The sequence below is a fragment of the Bradyrhizobium sp. CSS354 genome (assembly GCF_029051725.1).
Taxonomy (GTDB): Bacteria; Pseudomonadota; Alphaproteobacteria; order Rhizobiales; family Xanthobacteraceae; genus Bradyrhizobium.
The window spans coordinates 27,952-46,910 of sequence record NZ_JAACFU010000020.1; the positions used below are offsets into that span (position 1 = coordinate 27,952).

Genomic DNA, 18,959 nt, shown 5'->3' on the forward strand with positions numbered 1-18,959 from the left:
GGAACCGAACCGCATCGCTGTTCCCACCTTAACGTACGTTACTTCATGAAGACAGGCAGCATTGGGAGCCGCCGATGGGACAAGCAAAGCCGTTTCGAGCCACCGCACTGATCGTTGAAGACGACCTCATGCAGAGGGAGATGCTCAGCCTTCTTCTCGAAGAAAGCGGCTACGACGTCATCCAGTGCGAGAGCGCCGAGGCGGCCGAGCTGGTGCTGGAGAAGAGCGCCGGGGCGCTCTGCCTGATGATGACGGACGTGCAGCTTGCGGGCCGCATGAACGGGGTCGAGCTCGCGCATGTCGCCAAGGACCGCAACCCGAAGCTCGACATCGTCGTCACCTCCGGCCGCCCCTTGATGCAGCCCTTGCCGAACGGCGCAAAGTTCTGGGCCAAGCCCTGGGCGCCGCTCGACGTGCTCCGGGAAGCCGAGATCGCGCAGCTGTCCTGACGATCGATCCGGCAGGTTGGCTTTCATGGTTCGGGGCGCGGTGATAAGGTCGGTCCATGACCTTGTCCTTCCTGCTCACCTCGCTGATCGTCGTCGCCTCGCCCGGCACCGGCGTGCTCTACACACTGGCGGCCGCGCTGACCCGCGGCTCGCGCGCGAGCATCGCGGCCGCCTTCGGCTGTACCCTCGGCATCGTGCCGCACATGACGGCCGCGATGCTGGGGCTCGCCGCCGTGCTCCACACCAGCGCGCTCGCCTTCGCCGGGCTGAAATGGTGCGGCGTTGCCTATCTGCTCTACATGTCCTGGCAGGCGCTGCGCGAGACCGGGGCGCTGGCGGTCGACGGCGAGATCCGCGAGCGTTCAGCTGGCCGCGTGATCGTGACCGGCTTCCTGATCAACATCCTCAATCCGAAGCTGTCGATCTTCTTCCTGGCCTTCCTGCCGCAGTTCATCGCCGCTGACGAAGCCCCTGTGCTGGCGCCGATGCTGGAATTGAGCGGCGCCTTCATGGCGATGACGTTTGCGGTGTTCGTGGTCTACGGCCTCTGCGCAGCCTCGGTGCGGGAGCGCGTCATCTCCCGCCCGCGTGTCATGGCCTGGCTGCGCCGCAGCTTTGCCGCCGGCTTCGCCGCGCTCGGCGCCAAGCTGGCGTTCGCGGAGCGGTAGCTTCTCCAGCCAACAAGGGCGGGAGCCAATAAAAAAGCGGGCCTTGCGCCCGCCGTCTTCAAACTCACAACTGCTGCCCGACGCCCGGGCGGAGCGTGCTCCACCCGGGCAAAGAATAAGAAGCCTCGTTACTTCTTCTTCGCTGCCTTCTTGGCCTTTTTCTTCGTCGCCTTCTTCGCCTTCTTCGCTTTCTTAGCCATAGGATCCTCTTCAGGGTTAATGGTGAAACGCGACACGAGGGATGCTCGGCGGAGGGCCAGCCTCGCAACATCCTCGACGACGAACTCAGCAGATTCGCGCGCTTCTGCCCCGCGCTGTCACATCCGTGTCATCGCGTTATCCACAGCTCAGATGCATTTTCGGGTGATTTTGGTTCGCGAATCCGCATCGCCGGCCATGCCTAACGATCCGACAATGCGCCGGCCGTTCATGAATCCAAAACCAAAGGCATGTTTTCGCGGATCGCAGTGAGACTCCGTTAAGCGCGTCGGTCGCATTGTCCCCGCAAGAAAACGGGGACGGGGTCATGAACGGACAGCTGGCAGGGACGGAGGGCGCGATGCTGCGCTTGTGGCGCGCGCCATGCTGAACGTGCCGACACTCTGGACCGTATTCGTCGTCAACTTCCTGGCGCTCGGCCTGATCTGGGCCTACGTGACGCGCTCCTATCCGAAATTCGCGGCCGCGCGGTTCTGGATGGCATCGTGCTTCGTCGGCGCGATCGGCACGATGGCGGCCTTGATCCGCCTTTTCGTCGTCTCGCCTGTCCCGCTGCTGCTCGGAGCCGTCGGCATCATCGCGGCGAGCAGCCTTGCCGCCATGGGCATTCAGCGCTTCTACGGTCGGCCGGTGTCGTGGCGCGTCATGGCCGCGACGGGAATTCTCAGCCTCAGCGGCGTCGTGTTCTTCATGGTCGTATTCGATCACATGCAGCTGCGCATGCTCAGCTACTCGCTCGGTCAGGCGCTGCCGCTGGCGCTGTCGCTGCGTTTGCTGCTATCGCCGCCGGAAGGCCGTGCCAGCCCGGGAGCCCGGCTCTCCGGCATCGTGATCATCACCATCATCGCGATCTTCGGCTCGTGCGATCGGCAATCTGCTCGGCGGCGATTTCTCGTCGGTCGCCGGAGGGCAGTCTCATGCCGTCATGGTGCTGGGGCTCCTGTTCCTGTCGATGACGCTCAATTTCGGTTTCCTGCTGATGGCGATGGACCGCCTGCGCAACGAAGTTGCCGACCTCGCGCTGCTCGACGATCTCACCGGTGTCGCCAACCGGCGGCATCTGTTGCAGCGGCTGGTTGAAGAATGCGCCCGCTCGGAGCGCAGCAACGAGCCGTTCTCGCTGCTGGTGATCGATCTCGACGGCTTCAAGGCCGTCAACGACACCCATGGTCATGCCGCGGGCGATGCCTGCCTCCAGCACTTCACTCTGATGGCGCAGACGCGCTTGAGGCCCGGCGACATGCTCGCCCGCACCGGTGGCGACGAATTCTGCGTCGTGCTGCCGTCGTCAACCTTGCGCGAGGCGGCTGCGATCGCCCGCCGCGTGCTCGAGGTCTGCCGCCAGGATGCCGTCAACTGCACCGGCATCGACATTCCGATCGCGATCTCGATCGGGGTGGCGCAGTGGGACCGCGGCGTCGGCCAGTTTCCGGACCGCCTGATCGCACATGCCGACCACGCCCTCTATGCGGCCAAGAAGAACGGCAAGAACGACTTTGCCATCCACGATCCGGCGCCGCCGCTCATGCCTGACCCGATCGGTCCAGGTGAGGCCTTGCGCAAATTCGCGTAGGGGCGTGCTAACGTCGGGTCCGCATTGGACCCGCATGATGATCTCTCGCCTGCTCGCGGCCATTCTCGCCGCCCTCATTCCGATCGCACCTGCCGCCGCGACCGACGCCGAACTCGCAAAGCTCGCGCGCGCCTCCGGCACGCCTGACATCCCCGGCCTGAAGATGGTGTGGCTGGCGCCATGGGGGGACGTCGGCAACGCAAAACCCTGGCGCAACATCATCGTGCACCAGACCGAGGGACCGGCAGGTTCGGCGCGCGGCGGTGCGCAGGAGCAGGCTAAGAATCCCAAGCGTCGCGGCGTCACATTGTGGGTGGAGACCGACGGCACTGTCTATTGGGCGGTCGCGGAAAACCTGGTGCCGACCCATGGCGACGGCGCCAACCGCAACGACAACAAATACATCGACAACAAGCCGACCTATCGTCAGGTGGTGCGCGACAATTCGATCGGCGTCGAGTTCGCCGGCAACTATCCCGACGTCACCACGGGCCCGACCGCGGCGCAGGTCGCGGCGTGGAAGATCCTCGTCCAAATCCTGCGCGCGCGCTACGGGATCCCGCTCGACCGCGTCTATGCGCACAACTGGATCGACTACAAGGACGCCCGCTATTGCGAAGGCTGCTGGCTCGCGACGCTGGCGCGGGTTTGGGGGGAGTAGAGTTAGCGAGGCGCCGGCGGTGCGCTCTTCCCTTCTCCCCTTGCGGGAGAAGGTGGCGCAAAGCGCCGGATGAGGGGTTGTCTCCGCGAATGACGATGTGAGAGATGCGCTCGCGGTGGCGACCCCTCACCCGTCTCGCTTCGCGAGCCACTCTCTCCCGCAAGGGGAGAGGGGAAAAGCAACTACACCGGCTCCGACATCCAGCCGAACAACCGCCGGATCAAGCCCGGCCGCCGCGGCACTTCCGGCGGGTCATCCGCCGCGAGCACGCGTTTGAAGAAGTAGTCCAGGAACACCATGTCGTTCGGCTCGGTGACCGTGAATGTCTCGTCGCCGAAGTAGACGCTGTAATTGAAGAAGAACGGACCCATCAGCGGGATCGTCGCGGTCGAGGCATAGTCCTTCGAGATCACGAACTCCGACGGCTCGAGCCCGTGCTCGCGCATCGCCTGCTCGACCAGCGGCAGCTTGCGCATGAACTGGGCGGAGAAGCCGCCGACGGTGGATTGCAGGATGATCGACACGGTGCGTGTCCGTTCTCTTGATGCTGTCGGTCCAATGTTTTTGGTCGGCCGACCGGCAGTGCGGGTTCAAGGCAGAGCCACAACCCCGCTGTCATCGCCCGGTTCAACCGGGCGATCCAGTATTCCAGAGACCTGCATTGAAGACCTCGCTAGCGCAACAAGCGCTGCGGCGTACTGGATGCCCGCCTGCCGCCTACGCCAAAAGCTTCGGCGCCCCTGGACCTCAACCTCGGCGAAGCCTTGGCGTAGCCGGGTCGCGTGGCATGACGGCGAGAGTTGCGCCCAACAAAAAAGCCGGCGTTGCCGCCGGCTTTCTGTCTCTTGTCGATCCGCCAATCTCTGGCGCTAAAAACCTCGCGCTTAGAGCGCGGCTTCCAGCGCGGCCTGTTCGGCCTTTGCGATCGTGCCCTTGACCGCGGACTGCACCTTCTCGAAGGCGCGGACCTCGATCTGGCGGACGCGCTCGCGCGACACGCCGAACTCGGCGGCAAGGTCTTCCAGCGTCATCGGCTCATCGGCGAGCCGGCGCGCCTCGAAGATGCGGCGTTCGCGCGGGTTGAGCACGCCCATGGCGCCGTTCAGGGCGTCACGGCGGTGATCATACTCCTCGTGCTCCGCCAGCATGGCTTCCTGGTTGGGCGAATTATCGACCAGCCAGTCCTGCCATTCGCCGGCTTCGCCGTCGTCGCGGATCGGAGCGTTGAGCGACGCGTCGCCACCGAGGCGGCGGTTCATGTCGACCACGTCCTGAGCCGTGACGCCGAGACGCTTGGCAATGATGGCCACCTGGTCGGGGCGGAGATCGCCTTCGTCCAGCGCGGAAATCTTGCTCTTCGCCTTGCGCAGGTTGAAGAACAGCTTCTTCTGGTTCGCGGTGGTGCCCATCTTCACGAGCGACCACGAACGCAGGATGTACTCTTGAATCGACGCCTTGATCCACCACATCGCGTAGGTGGCGAGACGGAAGCCCTTCTCGGGCTCGAACCGCTTCACCGCCTGCATCAGGCCGACATTGCCTTCCGAGACGACCTCGGAGATCGGCAGGCCGTAGCCGCGATAGCCCATGGCGATCTTGGCCACGAGACGGAGATGGCTGGTGACGAGTTGGTGCGCGGCGTCACGATCATCGTGCTCGCGCCAACGCTTGGCGAGCATGTATTCCTGCTGGGGTTCCAGCATCGGAAACTTGCGGATCTCGCCGAGGTAACGGGAAAGGCCGGATTCGCCATTAAGGACCGGCAGGGTAGCTGTACGGGCCATAGTGCGCCCTCCAAACAGGTTCAGGCCCCCGATAGCGGCGGGCCAGGCAGACGACCGCTTGGTTAAAGCCGATCGGTGCTGCGATGTTCCGCGTTGGTCTTCAACGCGAGCGCAATATACTCCATCGGGAGGCAAAAAGGGAAGGATTGCTGACGTCACGTCCGCGTGTGGCAGCTATAACTTTTTGTAATGTAAGGCATTTCTGAAGCGGCCTGCGTCATAGCGCCGCTTTCAGGGCACCCTGGAGGAGAAGCAAATCCTCCGGCAGAGGCGCTTCCCAGTGGAGTAATTCTCCAGTCCTCGGGTGCTCCAATACCAGCAGGTAGGCGTGCAGGGCCTGCCGCCCCAGCGCGGCCAGGACGGCCTGCGACTCGGAGCCCAGCTGGTTTGCCTTGGTCTTGAAATGCGGGCCGTAGACGGCATCGCCCATCAGGGGGTGGCCGATATGGGCGAGGTGGACGCGGATCTGGTGGGTGCGCCCGGTCTCGAGCTCGCAGGCGAGCAGCGTCGCGATCGGCTTGCCGTCTCGCCCGGCAAAACTCTCCAGAAGCTCCCAATGCGTCACGGCCTCGCGGCCGCCCTGGCGCACCGCCATCTTCTCGCGCGCATGCGGGTGGCGATCGATCGGCGCGTCCACGGTGCCGCGATGGCGGCCCGGCAGCCCCCAGGCGAAGGCCATGTAGCCGCGCCGCATCGACCCGGTGCGGCCATGGTCGGCGAATTGCGCGGTGAGCGAGGCATGCGCGAGGTCGTTCTTGGCGACCACCATCAACCCGGTGGTGTCCTTGTCCAGCCGGTGCACGATGCCGGGCCGGCGCACCCCACCGATGCCCGACAGCGATGAGCCGCAATGGGCGATCAGCGCATTCACCAGCGTGCCGGTCTCATGGCCCGCCGCGGGATGCACCACCAGCCCCTTCGGCTTGTTGAGGACGACGATGTCGTCGTCCTCGAACACGATATCGAGCGCGATATCCTCGCCTTTCGGCTCCGGCGGGGCCGCTTCCGGCACGTCGATTGTGATCGTATCGCCGGAGGCGACGTGATAAGCGGGGTCCCGGATCGCGGCGTCCCTGAGGCTCACCGCGCCCGCCAGAATCAGGGCTTTCAGCCTCGATCGCGACAGCTCGGCGAGGTGCGTCGCCAGCACGCGGTCGAGCCGGGTCGAGCCCTCGGAGCCTTCGACGACAACCTCCAACCTTTGCGCAGAGCCAGAATTTTGCATGACGACGTCTGATACCGTTGTTCCCGAACCGAGCCCCGAGCAGGCCGCGCTGTTCGCGCGGGTGCGGCGGATGATGCTGATCGCGGGGCTGACCACGGCGCTGGCAATCTGCGCCGTGCTGATCGCGGTGGGCTACCGCCTTTTCAAGTCGGAGGGAAGGGCGCCCGAGCCGGCCGGCGACGTCATTGCCACCCTGCCCAAGGGCGCCAAAATCGTCTCAAGCGGCGTCGCCGGCGACCGGCTCGTGATCACGCTCGACATCGGCGGCGTCACCGAAATCCGCACCTTCGATGCCCACACCCTGAGGCCGGCCGGAAAGCTGAAATTTGCCAATGAGCCGTAAGGCGGCCCCCCGGAACTCGCCGCCATCGTCGTCCTGGCGAAGGCCAGGACCCATAACCACCGGCTGGTGTGGTTGCGGGGACTGGTGGTTGGCACTTCGCCCACAACTACGCTTTGAGGTAATAGGTCCTGGCTTTCGCCAGGACGACGGCGGAGTGAGCGTCCGAAACCCCTCGATCCCCGCTTGCCGCCGGCAAAATTCGAGGCTATGTCCTCTCCCTCACGCTCCCTTCGTCTAGCGGTTAGGACGCGGCCCTCTCAAGGCTGAAACAGGGGTTCGATTCCCCTAGGGAGCGCCATTCGCGTACGAGACTGGGCACTTCAAAACCCGGCCGTTCCCGCCTGAAGCCGCAACGAGCAAGCGCAGGAGCGAGCTTTCCACGGCTCGGCGCAGGCGCTCTCTTACGCGATCGTGCCGTCGATCGAGCGGCGGATCACCCGCTGCACTTCTGCATTCGACAGAAACAGATCGTGGTTGATGATGCCCCAGCCTTCCTGCGAGGCATCGACCACGCGCACACCGAGCCGCGCGATGACGGCCTTCTCGGCGGCGCCGACCCTGGTCATTCCACCTGCGATTTGTCCCGACAGCGCCAGTGCGCGATCGTTCGTCGCGGCGATCACGGTGATTTTGCCGGCAAGCGGACCGATGCGGTGGACCGCCGACGTGAACACGTCCATGTCGATATCTGGCGCAGCAAACACAACCGCGCCGATCTTGCTCGTAACTGTGTCGCCGTATCGGGCATAGAGCTGACGCAGGCTTTCGAGCGTCAGCATGGTTCCCATGCTGTGCGCAACGATGTGTACGCGGCCGCCGCCCGGAGCGGAGACGAGGGCAGAGAGCACGCGTTCGAAATCGTCGCGGGACCACATCGCGCTGTCGCGGTCATAGGCATAGTCGAACAGCCCTGCCTTGGAAGGCCAGGAGAACGCCACGGTTCGGCCGCGGAACTTGATCCCATCCGAGAGATGAGCAGCATCCAGCATCGCCGTCTCGAATGTCTGTTTGAAGCCGTGCACATAGATAAGCACGTCTCCTCCGCCGGCCTGCGCGACCAGATCGCCAACGTCTGCCGACACCGGTTCGAGCCGATCAAGGCGCCAATCACCAAATCCGACCGAGGCGAGAGAAAGTCGGCTCTCGTCCGGCGCCACCAGCTTCGCCCTCGCGACCGTCATGTTGGTTGCACGCTCTGGCCCGAACCAGGGTTTCGTCCGACCACCGTTGACGGGCTTGCGCGTGGTGGCGACGAGCAATGTGGGATCAAGGGAGAGCGATGACGCGTCGAAACGCGCCCCGGTCGCACCCAGGCCGGCGCATCCGCCGAGCGCAATGGCGGTCCCTGCCGACATAAATCCACCGAGGAGAGCGCGGCGCGAAATAGAATGGAGAGGGTCGCATTGCAGAAGAGGTCGAGCGATCACACGAAACCTTTGGGAACTTTGTCCACCGTAGCGCCCCATCTAACTTCCTGAATGACAATGGGGGCGAGAAGACGGCGGAGCTGCTTCGCGGTCTATTGCATGGTCGTGGCGTCGGTTGTCTCCGGCGGTCGCGCGAAACAGCCGCAAACGCAAGTCAATCCCCGCCGTCAAAAATATTCCGCTTTACCGAAATTCGGAAATGTCGTATGTGTCGCCCATCCCAGCCCACAAGAGGGGCGGTCGTACGTCGTCACGAACGCGGGTTGGGAGTTGCGGTGGACGCGGGCGGCGTTAAAGGCGGGATTGTGCATGCAGGGCGAGATGAACCTCGTGAGCATGGCACGAACCGCATCGACGGACGGCGCCCAATGCCTGCGAAGTCTTTTGCCGAAGCAGGGCCATGTCCTGCGAAGCCTTGGGCGAAGCAGGAAGCTCGCGTACGGCGAAACCGTGTGGTCCTGGCCGTCGTTGCTACGGACAAGCCTTTGCGAAGGCGTCAGCGCGTCAACCGGCGCGGTGCCGTGCATTTCGCGGAGGTGACGGAGGCAAGAAGGAACTCGTCTCCGGGGAGAGCGCGGCATAGGCCGTCAAACCATCGCGCAGGGAAGGCCTGGTCTCGGCTGCCCTGTGTCTCCCCTGTGCATTGCGTGTGCAATCAGTTCGCATGGGGGTTTTTATGGGTGCCAGCCGGCGCCCGGTCTTCCCTGCGCCCTTTCTTCGAGGGCGTGAAGCGAGAAGCATAGCTCGGGCAAACCTGCCGCGAGACTGCGAGCGCGTGCCCGCGACCCGCATGTGAATTGACCTCTCCTTCGAGCCTCCCTTTCGAGCCTGCCTTCGAGCCTCCCTTGCGAGCATGATGCGTCGGCATCGGTGGAGGTGGTCGTCCCACCGGGAATCTGCCTTGATGCGAATTCAGCGTGAGGGAGTGACGACATGAGCGGTTTGGTGATCTCTGGCGGCCGGGTGGTGGATCCCGCCAGCGGAATGGACGCGGTTGGCGATGTGGCGGTGGTGGACGGCAAGATCGCCGCGGTCGGCGCCTCGCTCGGCGGCGCCGAGCGGGTGATCGACGCCACCGGGCTCGTGGTTGCGCCCGGCTTCATCGACCTTCATGCGCATGGCCAGTCGCTCCCCGCCGATCGCATGCAGGCGTTTGACGGCGTCACGACGACGCTCGATCTCGAAGCGGGCGTGCTGCCGGTCGGGTCCTGGTATGAGCGCCAGGCCAGGAAGGGACGCGTGCTGAACTACGGCGCCGCCACCAACTGGGCTTTCGCGCGTATCGGTGCGATGACGGGCTCCAATGCGGAGAGCTCGCTGGAGGCGTTCGGCAATGCCATGCGCGATCGCCGCTGGATGGACAACGTGGCGAGCGATGCGGAGGTTGCGGGAATCCTCGAGAGGTTGTCGCGCGGCCTGAACGAGGGCGGCATCGGCATCGGCATCTTGAACGCCTATGCGCCGGGCGCCGGCGTGCAGGAGCTGACCGCGGTCTGCCAGCTCGCGGCCGCGCAGGACGTGCCGACCTTCACGCATGTCGCCTACATGTCGCGCGTCGACCCCGAGAGCGCGGCGGAGGCCTATATCCGCCTGATCGGCTATGCCGGCGCCACCGGCGCGCACATGCACATCTGCCATTTCAACTCGTCGAGCAAGACCGACGTCGAGCGCTGCCGTGTGCTGATCGCCAAAGCGCAGGCGCAGGGCCTGCCGATCACGGTCGAGGCCTATCCCTACGGCACCGGCTCGACCGTGCTGGCGGCCGCCTTTTTCAGCGACCCCGAATTCGTCGAGCGCAACGGCACCGGCTACGATTCCGTGCAGCGGGTCACCGACGGCCACCGCTTCAGCGATCGCGAGGAGCTCTTGAAGGCGCAGGCTGAAGAGCCGTCTTCGCTGGTGCTGTGGCACATCCTCGACACCGAGAACAATGCGCATCACCGCGACCTCCTCGATATGTCGGTGCTCTATCCCGGCGGCGCCATCGCCTCCGACGCGATGCCGTGGACGACGTCGGACGGCAAGACCTACACCGGCGATGCCTGGCCGCTGCCGGATGACGCCACCTCGCATCCGCGCTCGGCGGGTTGCTTCACGAAATTCATCCGCGAATGGGTGCGCGAGCGCAAGACCGTGTCGCTGCTCGAAGGCGTGCGCAAATGCGCGCTGATCCCGGCGGACATCCTGTCGCAGAGCACGCCCGCGATGCGCACCAAGGGCCGGCTCGCGAAGGACGCCGATGCCGACATCGTCGTGTTCGACTACGAGAAGCTCTCGGACCGCGCGACCTTCACGGCGATGAACCGCCCCTCCGAAGGCGTGCGGCATCTGATCGTCAGCGGCCAACCGCTGATCACAGATGGTGTGTTGGATGTCGCGGCGCGGCCCGGCCGTCCCGTGCGCCGCCCCGTCGTTGGGGGCTGAGACATGCCGGTCCCCATTCTCCTGGTAACGGGCTTTCTGGGGGCCGGCAAGACCACTGTCGTCAACCATCTGCTGGCGCATGCGGAGGGGCGCCGGATCGCCGCTGTGGTCAACGATTTCGGCGCGATCAACATCGATGCCGAGCTGATCGTGGGCGCGAGCGACGGCGTGATCAGCCTCGCCAATGGCTGCATCTGCTGCTCGCTCGAAGGCGACCTGCTGCGTACGCTCTCGACGCTGCTGCGGCGTGATCCGAAGCCGGAGTACATCGTCATCGAGACCAGCGGCGTCGCCGATCCCGCCGACATCGTCCGCAATTTGATGGACCCCGTGATCCTGCGCGAGGCGCCGCTGGAAACGGTGCTCTGCGTGATGGACGCGGCGACACCGCCGGCCGCCCTGGACGATGCGTTAAATCGTTCGCAGCTGCGCGTCGCCGACATCGTGGCGCTGAGCAAGCTGGATCTGGCGGAGGAGGGCGCGGGCGGGCGGATGCGCGAGGCCATCCGCGCGCGGCGCGCTCCTGCCGTGGTCGTCGATGCGCAGCATGGCGAGATTCCGTCCGCGCTGCTGTTTCCCGCGACCGTCGATCGCGCCCCCGCGCGACGCGAGCCCGGACCGAAACGTCCGGCAGAGCAACGCTTCGAAACGCTGAGCTGGACCTCGGACCACCGGATCTCGCTCGTCCGCCTGCAGCAGGCGATCGGCAAACTTGCGCCAAAACTCGCGCGGGCAAAAGGCCTGTTCGAGACCGTCGAGCAGCCCGGGCGCCAGATGGTGTTTCAATTCGCCGCCGGCCGCGCCACGCTGGTGCCAGGCGAAGTGGCGACGCCGGGCGTACCCGCCGCGCGCATCGTGTTCATCGCCGAGCTTGGGGTGCTCTCGAAGGCGGAGCTCGATGCGATCATGGCGACGTGCGTTGCCGATCGGTGAAGCTGCCGCCTCAAGCGAATTGCGCGAGGCGAACACGGTGGTCTGGAAGGACCGCTGGATGTCAGCAGAACGCGAGCGCGTTGACTGCCCTGGTTGTCGCGATCCAGTTCTCGTTGCCGACGAACTGGCAGACGGCGGATTCGAGCTCACCCGGCCGATTGCCGCGCGCCACCGCCAGCAGCCGCATCAATTCCGCCTCGTCCTTCGAAAGACGCCGGCACGACGGCGGCATGAAGCACAATTGGCACGGCCGGCCGCTGCGCAGGATTCTGACGAGCGCCGCAACGCGTGCGACCAGCAGCGGGCTATCGACGATGCCAGGCGCCTCGTCGGCAAAGCGATAGGCCGCCTCCCAGCAGTCGGACGCGCCGGTCGCATAGGCCGCGCCGATGAACCGCAACAGCGAGAGCGTGACGCGGCCAAAATCATCGTAGCTTTCGACGTCAGGCCGCGTCGCAAGCGCGGCCTGAAGCGGACAGAGCCGCACCTGGCCGGCTTGCGTGACGGGCACCGAGCCGCAACTATCCTGCATCATGCGCGATCCCGGTCAGTGCAACGTCGGGCTTCCGACCAGCCAGCTCTTCATCGCCATCGTCCGGTCATGCTCGAAAGACGGAACGTGCCGGTCGGGCAGGATGAGACCCGCCATGCGGAAGATCGTTGCAAGCCCCCGCACGGGTGCGAGAGCCCAATCGGCGCCGACCGGCGGCAGCCAGCATTCGAACTGTTCGCGCGCGATATCGTCGCGCTCTTTCTGCGCGGCGGCGATCGCCCGCAACATGCCGTGCTCGCTGTCGGACATGCGCGGGCAGGTCGGGCAGTGCACCGCGATGGCCGTATGCGCCGTGCAGGCAAAGATCTCGATGATGGACTCCAGGGAAGGCACGGCATCGCCCACGCGAAAGTGGTCGTACACTTGCTGGATGTCGGCCGCGGTCGGAACGGCGCTTCCGCTGCGCGCCTTGGCCCGAAATCCCCAAATGAAGAGCCGCTCCGCCGCGTTCAGCGACGGAAGGTCGAGGGATCCTGTCGATGTCGATTGATGCATTGAGCCTCTGGCCTCCGGCTGCGCCCACGCCCCGGCTGGCGCTGATGAACTGCGTCGATCGTTCCGTCAGCGCTCCCTGCAAGTCAACGCTCGGAGGGGCGATATCGAGGTCTTCTAGTTTTGAAGAGATCGCATCTCGGATGCAGCGGCCTCGTGAGCCTGCGAGGGGCGGCCGCGGCGTGCCGGTAGAATCCTACGGAGTTTTGCGTGTTTTGCGGGAACCCGAATGCTTAAAGCTTTGCTAAGGGGCGCGGGATAAACTGGCATATCAGCCCTTCCAAATCTTGCGAGCACCGATGTTTTTTTCCCGCATCAGTTTCAAGCTGGTCCTGATTGTCGGCATCAGCCTCCTCGGCATGATCGCGCTGGCGCCGATCGCGCTTTCGACCCTGCGCGCGCAGATGATCGCGGACCGTGAGGCCAAGACGCAGCACATGGTCGACGTCGGCTACGGCATCCTGGCGCACTACCAGAAGCTCGAGAGTGAGGGAAAACTCCCGCGCGAGCAGGCCCAGGCCGGCGCGATCGCGGAAATCAAGAGCCTGCGCTACGACAAGGTCGAGTATTTCTGGCTGAACGACATGACGCCCAAGATGGTCATGCATCCGATCAAGCCCGAACTCGACGGCAAGGATCTCGCCGGGATGAAGGATCCGTCCGGCAACGCGCTGTTCGTCGGCTTCGTTGACGTCGTCAAGAAGCAGGGCGCGGGCTTCTACAGCTACCTCTGGCCGAAGCCCGGCTTCGACCAGCCGGTCGGGAAAATCTCCTATGTGAAGGGCTTTGCGCCCTGGGGCTGGATCATCGGCACCGGTATCTATCTCGACGATGTCGACGCCGTCTTCCGCCAGAATGCGATGACCTTCGCCCTGGTGTGCCTGGTCGTGTTCGTGCTCGTGCTCGGCGCTTCCTTCGTGATCGGCCGCAGCGTGACCCGGCCGCTGGCGAAGATCACTGCGCTGACCGACCGCCTCGCCGCCGGCGACAGCGCCTTCGACGTGCCCCATACCGACCGTCGCGACGAGATCGGCGGGCTCGCCAAGGCGCTCGCCGTGTTCAAGGACAATGCGTCGGCGGTCGGCCGGATGCACGCCGAACAGCAGGAGACGAAGCAGAAGGCCGACGAGGAGAAGCGCAAGACGATGACCGACCTCGCCGGCAAGTTCGAGGCGAACGTTCAGGCCGTCGTCCGCGACGTCTTCAACGAGGCGCGCGCGATGCAGCAGGCCGCGCAGGGCATGTCCGAGACCGCCAACAAGGCGACCGACCGTGCCAGCCTCGTCGCCACCGCCTGCCAGCAGGCTTCGAGCAACGTGCAGACGGTGGCCTCCGCCGCCGGGCAGCTGTCGTCCTCGATCACCGAGATCAGCCAGCGCGTCGCGCAGGCTGCAACCGTGGCCGACAAGGCCGCCGCCGACGGTCAGCGGACCAACGACACCGTGCAGGGGCTCGCCGCCGCCGCGCACAAGATCGGCGAGGTCATCGACCTCATCAACCAGATCGCCTCGCAGACCAATCTGCTCGCGCTCAACGCCACCATCGAGGCAGCCCGCGCCGGCGAGGCCGGCAAGGGCTTTGCCGTAGTGGCAAGCGAAGTGAAGTCGCTGGCGAGCCAGACCGCGAAGGCGACCGACGAGATCGGCGCGCAGATCACCGCGATCCAGGCCGAGACCAACCAGGTGGTCGGCAACATCGAGAGCATTCGGAAGACCATCATGGAGGTCAACGAGATCTCCTCGTCGATCGCCGCAGCGGTCGAGGAGCAGGGCGCCGCGACCGCGGCGATCGCGCACAGCGTACGCGAGGCCGCCTCCGGCACCGACCAGGTTTCGCAGAACATCTCGGGTGTCACCAACGCGACGGCGGAGACCGGCCAGGCCGCCGGCCTCGTGCTGCAATCGAGCGGCCGGCTATCGCAGAAGCTGCAGTCGCTGGAAGACGAGGTCAGCGCTTTCGTTGCGGGGGTGCGGGCGGCCTAGTATAGCAGGGGATGGGCCCAAATTCCGATCGTCGCGCGCGCGTTCTCCTGATCAATCCGAACAGTTCCGTGGCGACCACAGCGATGATGGTCGCCATCGCGAAGTCGGCCGCTGTGGACGGCTTCGACATCGACGGAGCGACCGGATCGCGCGCGCCGCAAATGATCGTGACGCCGGATGCGTTGGATGCAGCTTCCACCGAAGTTCTGGAGATCGCGCAGTCGAACCGGCATGCATGCGACGGCATCATCGTCGCGGCGTTCGGCGATCCCGGATTGGCCGGGATCAAAGCCGCGATAGAACTGCCCGCGGTCGGCATCGGTGAGTCCTCGATGCTCGCAGCTGCCGAGAACAGCCGCCGCTTCGGCGTGGCGACCACGACGCCGCTGCTGGAAGCGAAGATCGACGCCTTGCCGGACGAGCTGGGGCTGCGATCGCATTACACCGGCGTCCGCTTCGCGGAGGGCGATCCGCAGGAGCTGATGCGCGATCCGGCGCGGCTGCGCACAGCGCTCGCCGGCGCGGTCGAGGCCTGCATCGCGCAGGATGGCGCGGAGGCCGTCATCATCGGCGGCGGGCCGTTGGGCGAAGCTGCGCGCGAGCTTAAGCCGATGTTCACCGTGCCAATCATCGCCCCGATCGCGTCTGCCGTGGCGCGGATTATTCGCCTCGTCACGGCGCGCGCGACCGACTGAAATTCCGGCCCGCGGGAACGGTCATCGCGACCGGCGTTCTTGCCCTTGACGGCCTCGGTTAAAGTGACGAAGCAGAACCATCGGACCTGCCGACCCGCGCTTGGGCACGCGGGCATGGAGACGCTGCATGTCGTTCAAGAAGCTCCTGATCGCCAATCGCGGCGAGATCGCCATCCGCATCGCGCGCGCCGCAGCCGATTCCGGCATCGCGACGGTCGCGATCCATCCCGCGGACGATGCGCTGTCGCTGCATGTGCGGGTTGCCGACGAGGCGGTCGAAATTCCCGGCCGCGGCGCGCGGGCCTATCTCGACATCGACGCGGTGGTGAGAGCGGCGAAAGCCGCCAGCTGCGATGCCGTGCATCCCGGCTACGGCTTTCTCAGCGAGAACGCCGCGTCCGCCCGAATCTGCGGGGATGCAGGCATAACTTTCGTCGGACCGACACCGGCCGCGCTCGAATTGTTTGGCGATAAGGTCGCAGCACGGCAACTGGCAAAACGCTGTGGCGTGCCGATCATTGCTGGCACCAGCGGGCCGTCGAGCCTTGAGGAGATCACGGCGTTCTTCGTTTCCCTCGGCAGCAATGCGGCGATCGTGATCAAGGCGATGTCCGGTGGCGGTGGCCGTGGCATGCGCGTGGTCGAGTGCGCTGCCGATCTCGCGGAGGCCTACGCGCGCTGCCAGTCCGAGGCCAAGACCGCGTTCGGCTTCGACGGCGTCTATGCCGAGCGGCTGATCCGGCAGGCGCGCCATATCGAGGTGCAGATCATCGGTGACCATCGTGGTGCGATCTCCCACCTCTGGGAACGCGAATGCACCATTCAGCGCCGGCACCAGAAGCTAATCGAGGTGGCGCCGAGCCCGTCGCTCGGCGACGGCTTGCGTGGCCGTATCATCGAGGCGGCGAAGCAACTCGCCGTGGCTGCGTCGTACGACAATCTCGGCACGCTCGAGTTCCTGGTCGACGGCACCGCCGACGACAGTTTTGCCTTCATCGAGGCCAACCCGCGGCTTCAGGTCGAGCACACAGTGACCGAGGAGGTGCTCGGCCTCGATCTCGTCCGCGCCCAGCTTGCGGTTGCTGCCGGTGCCTCGCTTGCCTCGCTCGGCCTGGCGCAAGGCTCGATCCCGAAGCCGCGCGGTTATGCCATGCAGCTCCGCGTCAACATGGAGACGCTGGACGAGCTAGGGGCGACGCACCCGACCGGCGGCGTGCTTGCCGTGTTCGAGCCGCCATCAGGCCCCGGCGTCCGCGTCGATAGTTTCGGTTATGCCGGCTACAAGACCAGCGCCGCCTTCGACTCGCTGCTGGCAAAGGTCATCGTGCATACGCCCGGTGAAGCCTGGCACGATGTCGTCGCCAAGGCTTCGCGCGCCTTGCGGGAGTTTCGGATCGACGGCGTCGTCACCAATATCGGCTTCCTCCAGGCCGTGTTGGCGCATCCCGACTTCCGCTCCAACCGCATCGCGACAGACTTCATCGATCGCAACATCGGCAAGCTTGTCGAAGCCGCGGATGGCGCGGCCAAACCACTCTATTTTGCGGCGACGGAACGAAGCGGCGGTCCCGGCACCGAGGCGCATACCGCACAGATCGTGCCCGAAGGCACGGTGATGGTCGCAGCACCCTTGCAGGGGACCATTGTCACCATTCAGGTGAAGGAGGGCGAGATCGTGCGCCCGGGCCAGCAGCTCGCCGTGATCGAATCCATGAAGATGGAGCATCTGGTCATGGCCGAGCAGGGTGGTCGCGTCATGAAGCTCGTGGCCGGCGACGGCGTCACGCTGATGCATGGCGAGCCGATCATGTATCTGGAGCCGCTCGAGGTTGCGGCGGATGCGTCGGCAACAGAAGCCGATATCGATCTCGACCACATCCGTCCCGATCTCGCCGAACTGATCGCGCGCCAGGCCAATACGCTCGACGAAAATCGCCCGGCCTCGGTTGAGCGCCGCCGCAACACCAATCAGCGCACGGCGCGCGAGAATGTCGCGCAGCTCGTCGACGACGGCTCGTTCATGGAGTACGGCAGCCTTGCGATCGCTGCGCAGCGGCGCCGGCGCAAGCTCGACGATCTCGTCAAGAACACGCCGGCCGATGGCCTCGTCATGGGTGTCGCGACCGTCAACGCCGAAAAGTTCGGTCCTGAAGGCGGGCGCTGCATCGTCGTGGCCTACGACTACACCGTGCTCGCGGGCACGCAGGGCCACATGAACCACAAGAAGATCGACCGCATGCTGACGCTCGCGGAAGACTGGCGCGTGCCGCTGGTGTTCTATGCCGAAGGCGGCGGCGGCCGGCCCGGCGATACCGACCGGCTCGGCATGACCGGGCTTGATGGTCCGTCCTTCGTGCAGTTCGCAAGGCTCTCGGGTCTCGTGCCGGTCATCGGCGTGGTCTCCGGCTATTGCTTCGCCGGCAATGCCGCGATGCTCGGCTGCTGCGATGTCATCATCGCGACCAAAAACGCCTCGATCGGCATGGGTGGCCCCGCGATGATCGAGGGCGGCGGGCTCGGCGTCTATCATCCGGCCGAGGTTGGTCCTGTCACGTTCCAGTCACCGAACGGCGTCATCGATATCCTCGTCGAGGACGAGGAGGAGGCGACGCGTGTTGCGCAAAAATACCTGTCCTATTTCCAGGGCGCGGTGACGGAGTGGCAGGCCGCCGACCAGCGGCTGCTGCGCCGCGCGATCCCTGAGAACCGCCTGCGCGTTTACGACATCCGCAGCGTGATCGACCTCGTCGCGGACAAGGATTCCGTGCTGGAGCTGCGCCGCGACTACGGTGTCGGCATGGTCACCGCGTTGATCCGCATCGAGGGCAAGCCGTTCGGCCTGATCGCCAACAATCCGCGCCATCTCGGCGGCGCGATTGACGCCGATGCCGGAGACAAGGCCGCGCGCTTCCTCCAGCTCTGCGACGCCTTCGATCTGCCGATCGTCTCCCTGTGCGACACGCCCGGCTTCATGGTCGGACCGGAAGCCGAGAAGACGGCCATCGTGCGCCACGTCTCGCGCATGTTCGTGACAGGCGCGAGCCTGACAGTGCCGCTGTTCGGCATCGTGCTGCGCAAGGGCTATGGGCTCGGGGCCCAGTCGATGATCGGCGGCGGCTTCCACGCCTCGTTCTTCACCGCGGCCTGGCCGACCGGCGAGTTCGGCGGCATGGGCCTGGAGGGATACGTCCGCCTCGGCTTCCGCAAGGAAATGGAGGCGATCGCCGACCCCGTCGAGCGCGAGACTTATTATCGCAACAAGGTCGCCGAGCTCTATGCCAACGGCAAGGCCGTGTCGATCGCCTCGGTGTTCGAGATCGACAACGTCATCGACCCCGCTGAGACGAGGCGGTGGATCATGGCAGGCTTGCGCTCGGTGCCGAAGCCGCCGGCGCGGACCGCGAAGAAGCGCCCATGCATCGATACGTGGTGAGGGCGGTGCAGCAATTCTGATTGCGCTTCGCCGCGTTTCCGGTTCCCGATTGACATCCCCGTCTGCGGTGCCAGACTTTGCACAATAATACTGGGTGG

The 18,959-nt window shown here is 65.4% G+C and carries 15 protein-coding genes, 1 tRNA gene and 1 pseudogene; 11 read left to right on the forward strand and 6 right to left on the reverse strand.

Features of this window, described 5'->3' with window-relative positions:
* Window positions 1–74 precede the first annotated feature (74 nt).
* The 4 genes and pseudogenes from GWG67_RS32435 to GWG67_RS32450 all read left to right on the forward strand — a co-directional run bounded on the left by GWG67_RS32435 (window position 75) and on the right by GWG67_RS32450 (window position 3,570).
* The gene (locus GWG67_RS32435; protein ID WP_275173588.1) at window positions 75–449 is read left to right on the forward strand and encodes a response regulator; all 375 of its coding nucleotides are present in this window, start codon (window positions 75–77) and stop codon (window positions 447–449) included.
* Between the two features lie 56 nt (window positions 450–505).
* Entirely contained in the window at window positions 506–1,117 is a 612-nt protein-coding gene (locus GWG67_RS32440) for a LysE family translocator (RefSeq protein ID WP_275173589.1), read from the forward strand.
* A gap of 582 nt (window positions 1,118–1,699) precedes the next feature.
* Window positions 1,700–2,909 (forward strand): annotated as a pseudogene (locus GWG67_RS32445) (GGDEF domain-containing protein).
* Between the two features lie 34 nt (window positions 2,910–2,943).
* A complete protein-coding gene (locus tag GWG67_RS32450; protein ID WP_275173590.1) occupies window positions 2,944–3,570 on the forward strand; it encodes an N-acetylmuramoyl-L-alanine amidase in 627 nt (208 codons plus the stop codon).
* A gap of 182 nt (window positions 3,571–3,752) precedes the next feature.
* Here the strand turns inward: GWG67_RS32450 and GWG67_RS32455 are convergent, their stop codons facing one another.
* From GWG67_RS32455 to GWG67_RS32465, 3 genes are all read right to left on the reverse strand, one after another.
* Window positions 3,753–4,094 carry a hypothetical protein gene (locus tag GWG67_RS32455; RefSeq protein WP_275173591.1) on the reverse strand — a complete coding sequence of 114 codons (342 nt, stop codon included), beginning with the start codon at window positions 4,092–4,094 and terminating at the stop codon, window positions 3,753–3,755.
* 360 nt (window positions 4,095–4,454) lie between these two features.
* Window positions 4,455–5,354, reverse strand: a complete 900-nt coding sequence (gene rpoH / locus GWG67_RS32460; RefSeq protein ID WP_007596598.1) for an RNA polymerase sigma factor RpoH — start codon at window positions 5,352–5,354, stop codon at window positions 4,455–4,457.
* Window positions 5,355–5,571: 217 nt separating this feature from the next.
* Window positions 5,572–6,579 carry an RluA family pseudouridine synthase gene (locus GWG67_RS32465; protein WP_275173592.1) on the reverse strand — a complete coding sequence of 336 codons (1,008 nt, stop codon included), beginning with the start codon at window positions 6,577–6,579 and terminating at the stop codon, window positions 5,572–5,574.
* Here GWG67_RS32465 and GWG67_RS32470 point away from each other — a divergent pair.
* Both GWG67_RS32470 and GWG67_RS32475 read left to right on the forward strand, forming a co-directional pair.
* Complete coding sequence (locus GWG67_RS32470; protein ID WP_275173593.1) at window positions 6,578–6,922, forward strand: hypothetical protein; 345 nt, start codon at window positions 6,578–6,580, stop codon at window positions 6,920–6,922. The genes GWG67_RS32465 and GWG67_RS32470 overlap by 2 nt on opposite strands.
* Window positions 6,923–7,145: 223 nt before the next feature.
* Window positions 7,146–7,220 (forward strand) — tRNA-Glu (locus GWG67_RS32475).
* A 103-nt stretch (window positions 7,221–7,323) separates the two neighbouring features.
* Here the strand turns inward: GWG67_RS32475 and GWG67_RS32480 are convergent.
* Window positions 7,324–8,277: an alpha/beta hydrolase gene (locus GWG67_RS32480; RefSeq protein ID WP_275173662.1), complete on the reverse strand. Its 954-nt coding sequence runs from the start codon at window positions 8,275–8,277 to the stop codon at window positions 7,324–7,326.
* A gap of 1,005 nt (window positions 8,278–9,282) precedes the next feature.
* Between GWG67_RS32480 and GWG67_RS32485 the strand changes: the two genes are divergently transcribed.
* A complete protein-coding gene (locus GWG67_RS32485) occupies window positions 9,283–10,773 on the forward strand; it encodes an amidohydrolase family protein (protein ID WP_275173594.1) in 1,491 nt (496 codons plus the stop codon).
* Window positions 10,774–10,776: 3 nt separating this feature from the next.
* Window positions 10,777–11,706, forward strand: coding sequence for a GTP-binding protein (locus GWG67_RS32490; RefSeq protein ID WP_275173595.1), 930 nt, complete (start codon window positions 10,777–10,779; stop codon window positions 11,704–11,706).
* Window positions 11,707–11,767: 61 nt separating this feature from the next.
* Here the strand turns inward: GWG67_RS32490 and GWG67_RS32495 are convergent, their stop codons facing one another.
* Together GWG67_RS32495 and GWG67_RS32500 are read right to left on the reverse strand one after the other, a co-directional pair.
* Complete coding sequence (locus GWG67_RS32495; protein WP_275173596.1) at window positions 11,768–12,241, reverse strand: hypothetical protein; 474 nt, start codon at window positions 12,239–12,241, stop codon at window positions 11,768–11,770.
* A gap of 12 nt (window positions 12,242–12,253) precedes the next feature.
* Window positions 12,254–12,604: a hypothetical protein gene (locus GWG67_RS32500; protein ID WP_275173597.1), complete on the reverse strand. Its 351-nt coding sequence runs from the start codon at window positions 12,602–12,604 to the stop codon at window positions 12,254–12,256.
* Between the two features lie 446 nt (window positions 12,605–13,050).
* On the opposite strand from GWG67_RS32500, the gene GWG67_RS32505 reads away from it, so the two are divergent.
* The 3 genes from GWG67_RS32505 to GWG67_RS32515 all read left to right on the forward strand — a co-directional run bounded on the left by GWG67_RS32505 (window position 13,051) and on the right by GWG67_RS32515 (window position 18,861).
* Complete coding sequence (locus GWG67_RS32505; RefSeq protein ID WP_275173598.1) at window positions 13,051–14,733, forward strand: methyl-accepting chemotaxis protein; 1,683 nt, start codon at window positions 13,051–13,053, stop codon at window positions 14,731–14,733.
* Window positions 14,734–14,744: 11 nt separating this feature from the next.
* Window positions 14,745–15,428 (forward strand): aspartate/glutamate racemase family protein, encoded by a 684-nt coding sequence (locus GWG67_RS32510; protein ID WP_275173599.1) that lies wholly within the window; start codon window positions 14,745–14,747, stop codon window positions 15,426–15,428.
* 127 nt (window positions 15,429–15,555) lie between these two features.
* On the forward strand, window positions 15,556–18,861 hold the full coding sequence (locus GWG67_RS32515) for a carboxyl transferase domain-containing protein (protein WP_275173600.1): 3,306 nt from the start codon (window positions 15,556–15,558) through the stop codon (window positions 18,859–18,861).
* Window positions 18,862–18,959: the final 98 nt, after the last annotated feature.

What these genes read in the sequence shown, in the direction of transcription:
- GWG67_RS32435 (WP_275173588.1), top strand. Translation starts at nt 75, where the DNA reads ATGGGACAAGCAAAGCCGTTTCGAGCCACCGCACTGATCGTTGAAGAC.
- GWG67_RS32440 (WP_275173589.1), top strand. Translation starts at nt 506, where the DNA reads ATGACCTTGTCCTTCCTGCTCACCTCGCTGATCGTCGTCGCCTCGCCC.
- GWG67_RS32450 (WP_275173590.1), top strand. Translation starts at nt 2,944, where the DNA reads ATGATGATCTCTCGCCTGCTCGCGGCCATTCTCGCCGCCCTCATTCCG.
- rpoH (WP_007596598.1), bottom strand. Translation starts at nt 5,354, where the DNA reads ATGGCCCGTACAGCTACCCTGCCGGTCCTTAATGGCGAATCCGGCCTT.
- GWG67_RS32470 (WP_275173593.1), top strand. Translation starts at nt 6,578, where the DNA reads ATGACGACGTCTGATACCGTTGTTCCCGAACCGAGCCCCGAGCAGGCC.
- GWG67_RS32465 (WP_275173592.1), bottom strand. Translation starts at nt 6,579, where the DNA reads ATGCAAAATTCTGGCTCTGCGCAAAGGTTGGAGGTTGTCGTCGAAGGC.
- GWG67_RS32480 (WP_275173662.1), bottom strand. Translation starts at nt 8,277, where the DNA reads ATGTCGGCAGGGACCGCCATTGCGCTCGGCGGATGCGCCGGCCTGGGT.
- GWG67_RS32485 (WP_275173594.1), top strand. Translation starts at nt 9,283, where the DNA reads ATGAGCGGTTTGGTGATCTCTGGCGGCCGGGTGGTGGATCCCGCCAGC.
- GWG67_RS32490 (WP_275173595.1), top strand. Translation starts at nt 10,777, where the DNA reads ATGCCGGTCCCCATTCTCCTGGTAACGGGCTTTCTGGGGGCCGGCAAG.
- GWG67_RS32495 (WP_275173596.1), bottom strand. Translation starts at nt 12,241, where the DNA reads ATGATGCAGGATAGTTGCGGCTCGGTGCCCGTCACGCAAGCCGGCCAG.
- GWG67_RS32505 (WP_275173598.1), top strand. Translation starts at nt 13,051, where the DNA reads ATGTTTTTTTCCCGCATCAGTTTCAAGCTGGTCCTGATTGTCGGCATC.
- GWG67_RS32510 (WP_275173599.1), top strand. Translation starts at nt 14,745, where the DNA reads ATGGGCCCAAATTCCGATCGTCGCGCGCGCGTTCTCCTGATCAATCCG.
- GWG67_RS32515 (WP_275173600.1), top strand. Translation starts at nt 15,556, where the DNA reads ATGTCGTTCAAGAAGCTCCTGATCGCCAATCGCGGCGAGATCGCCATC.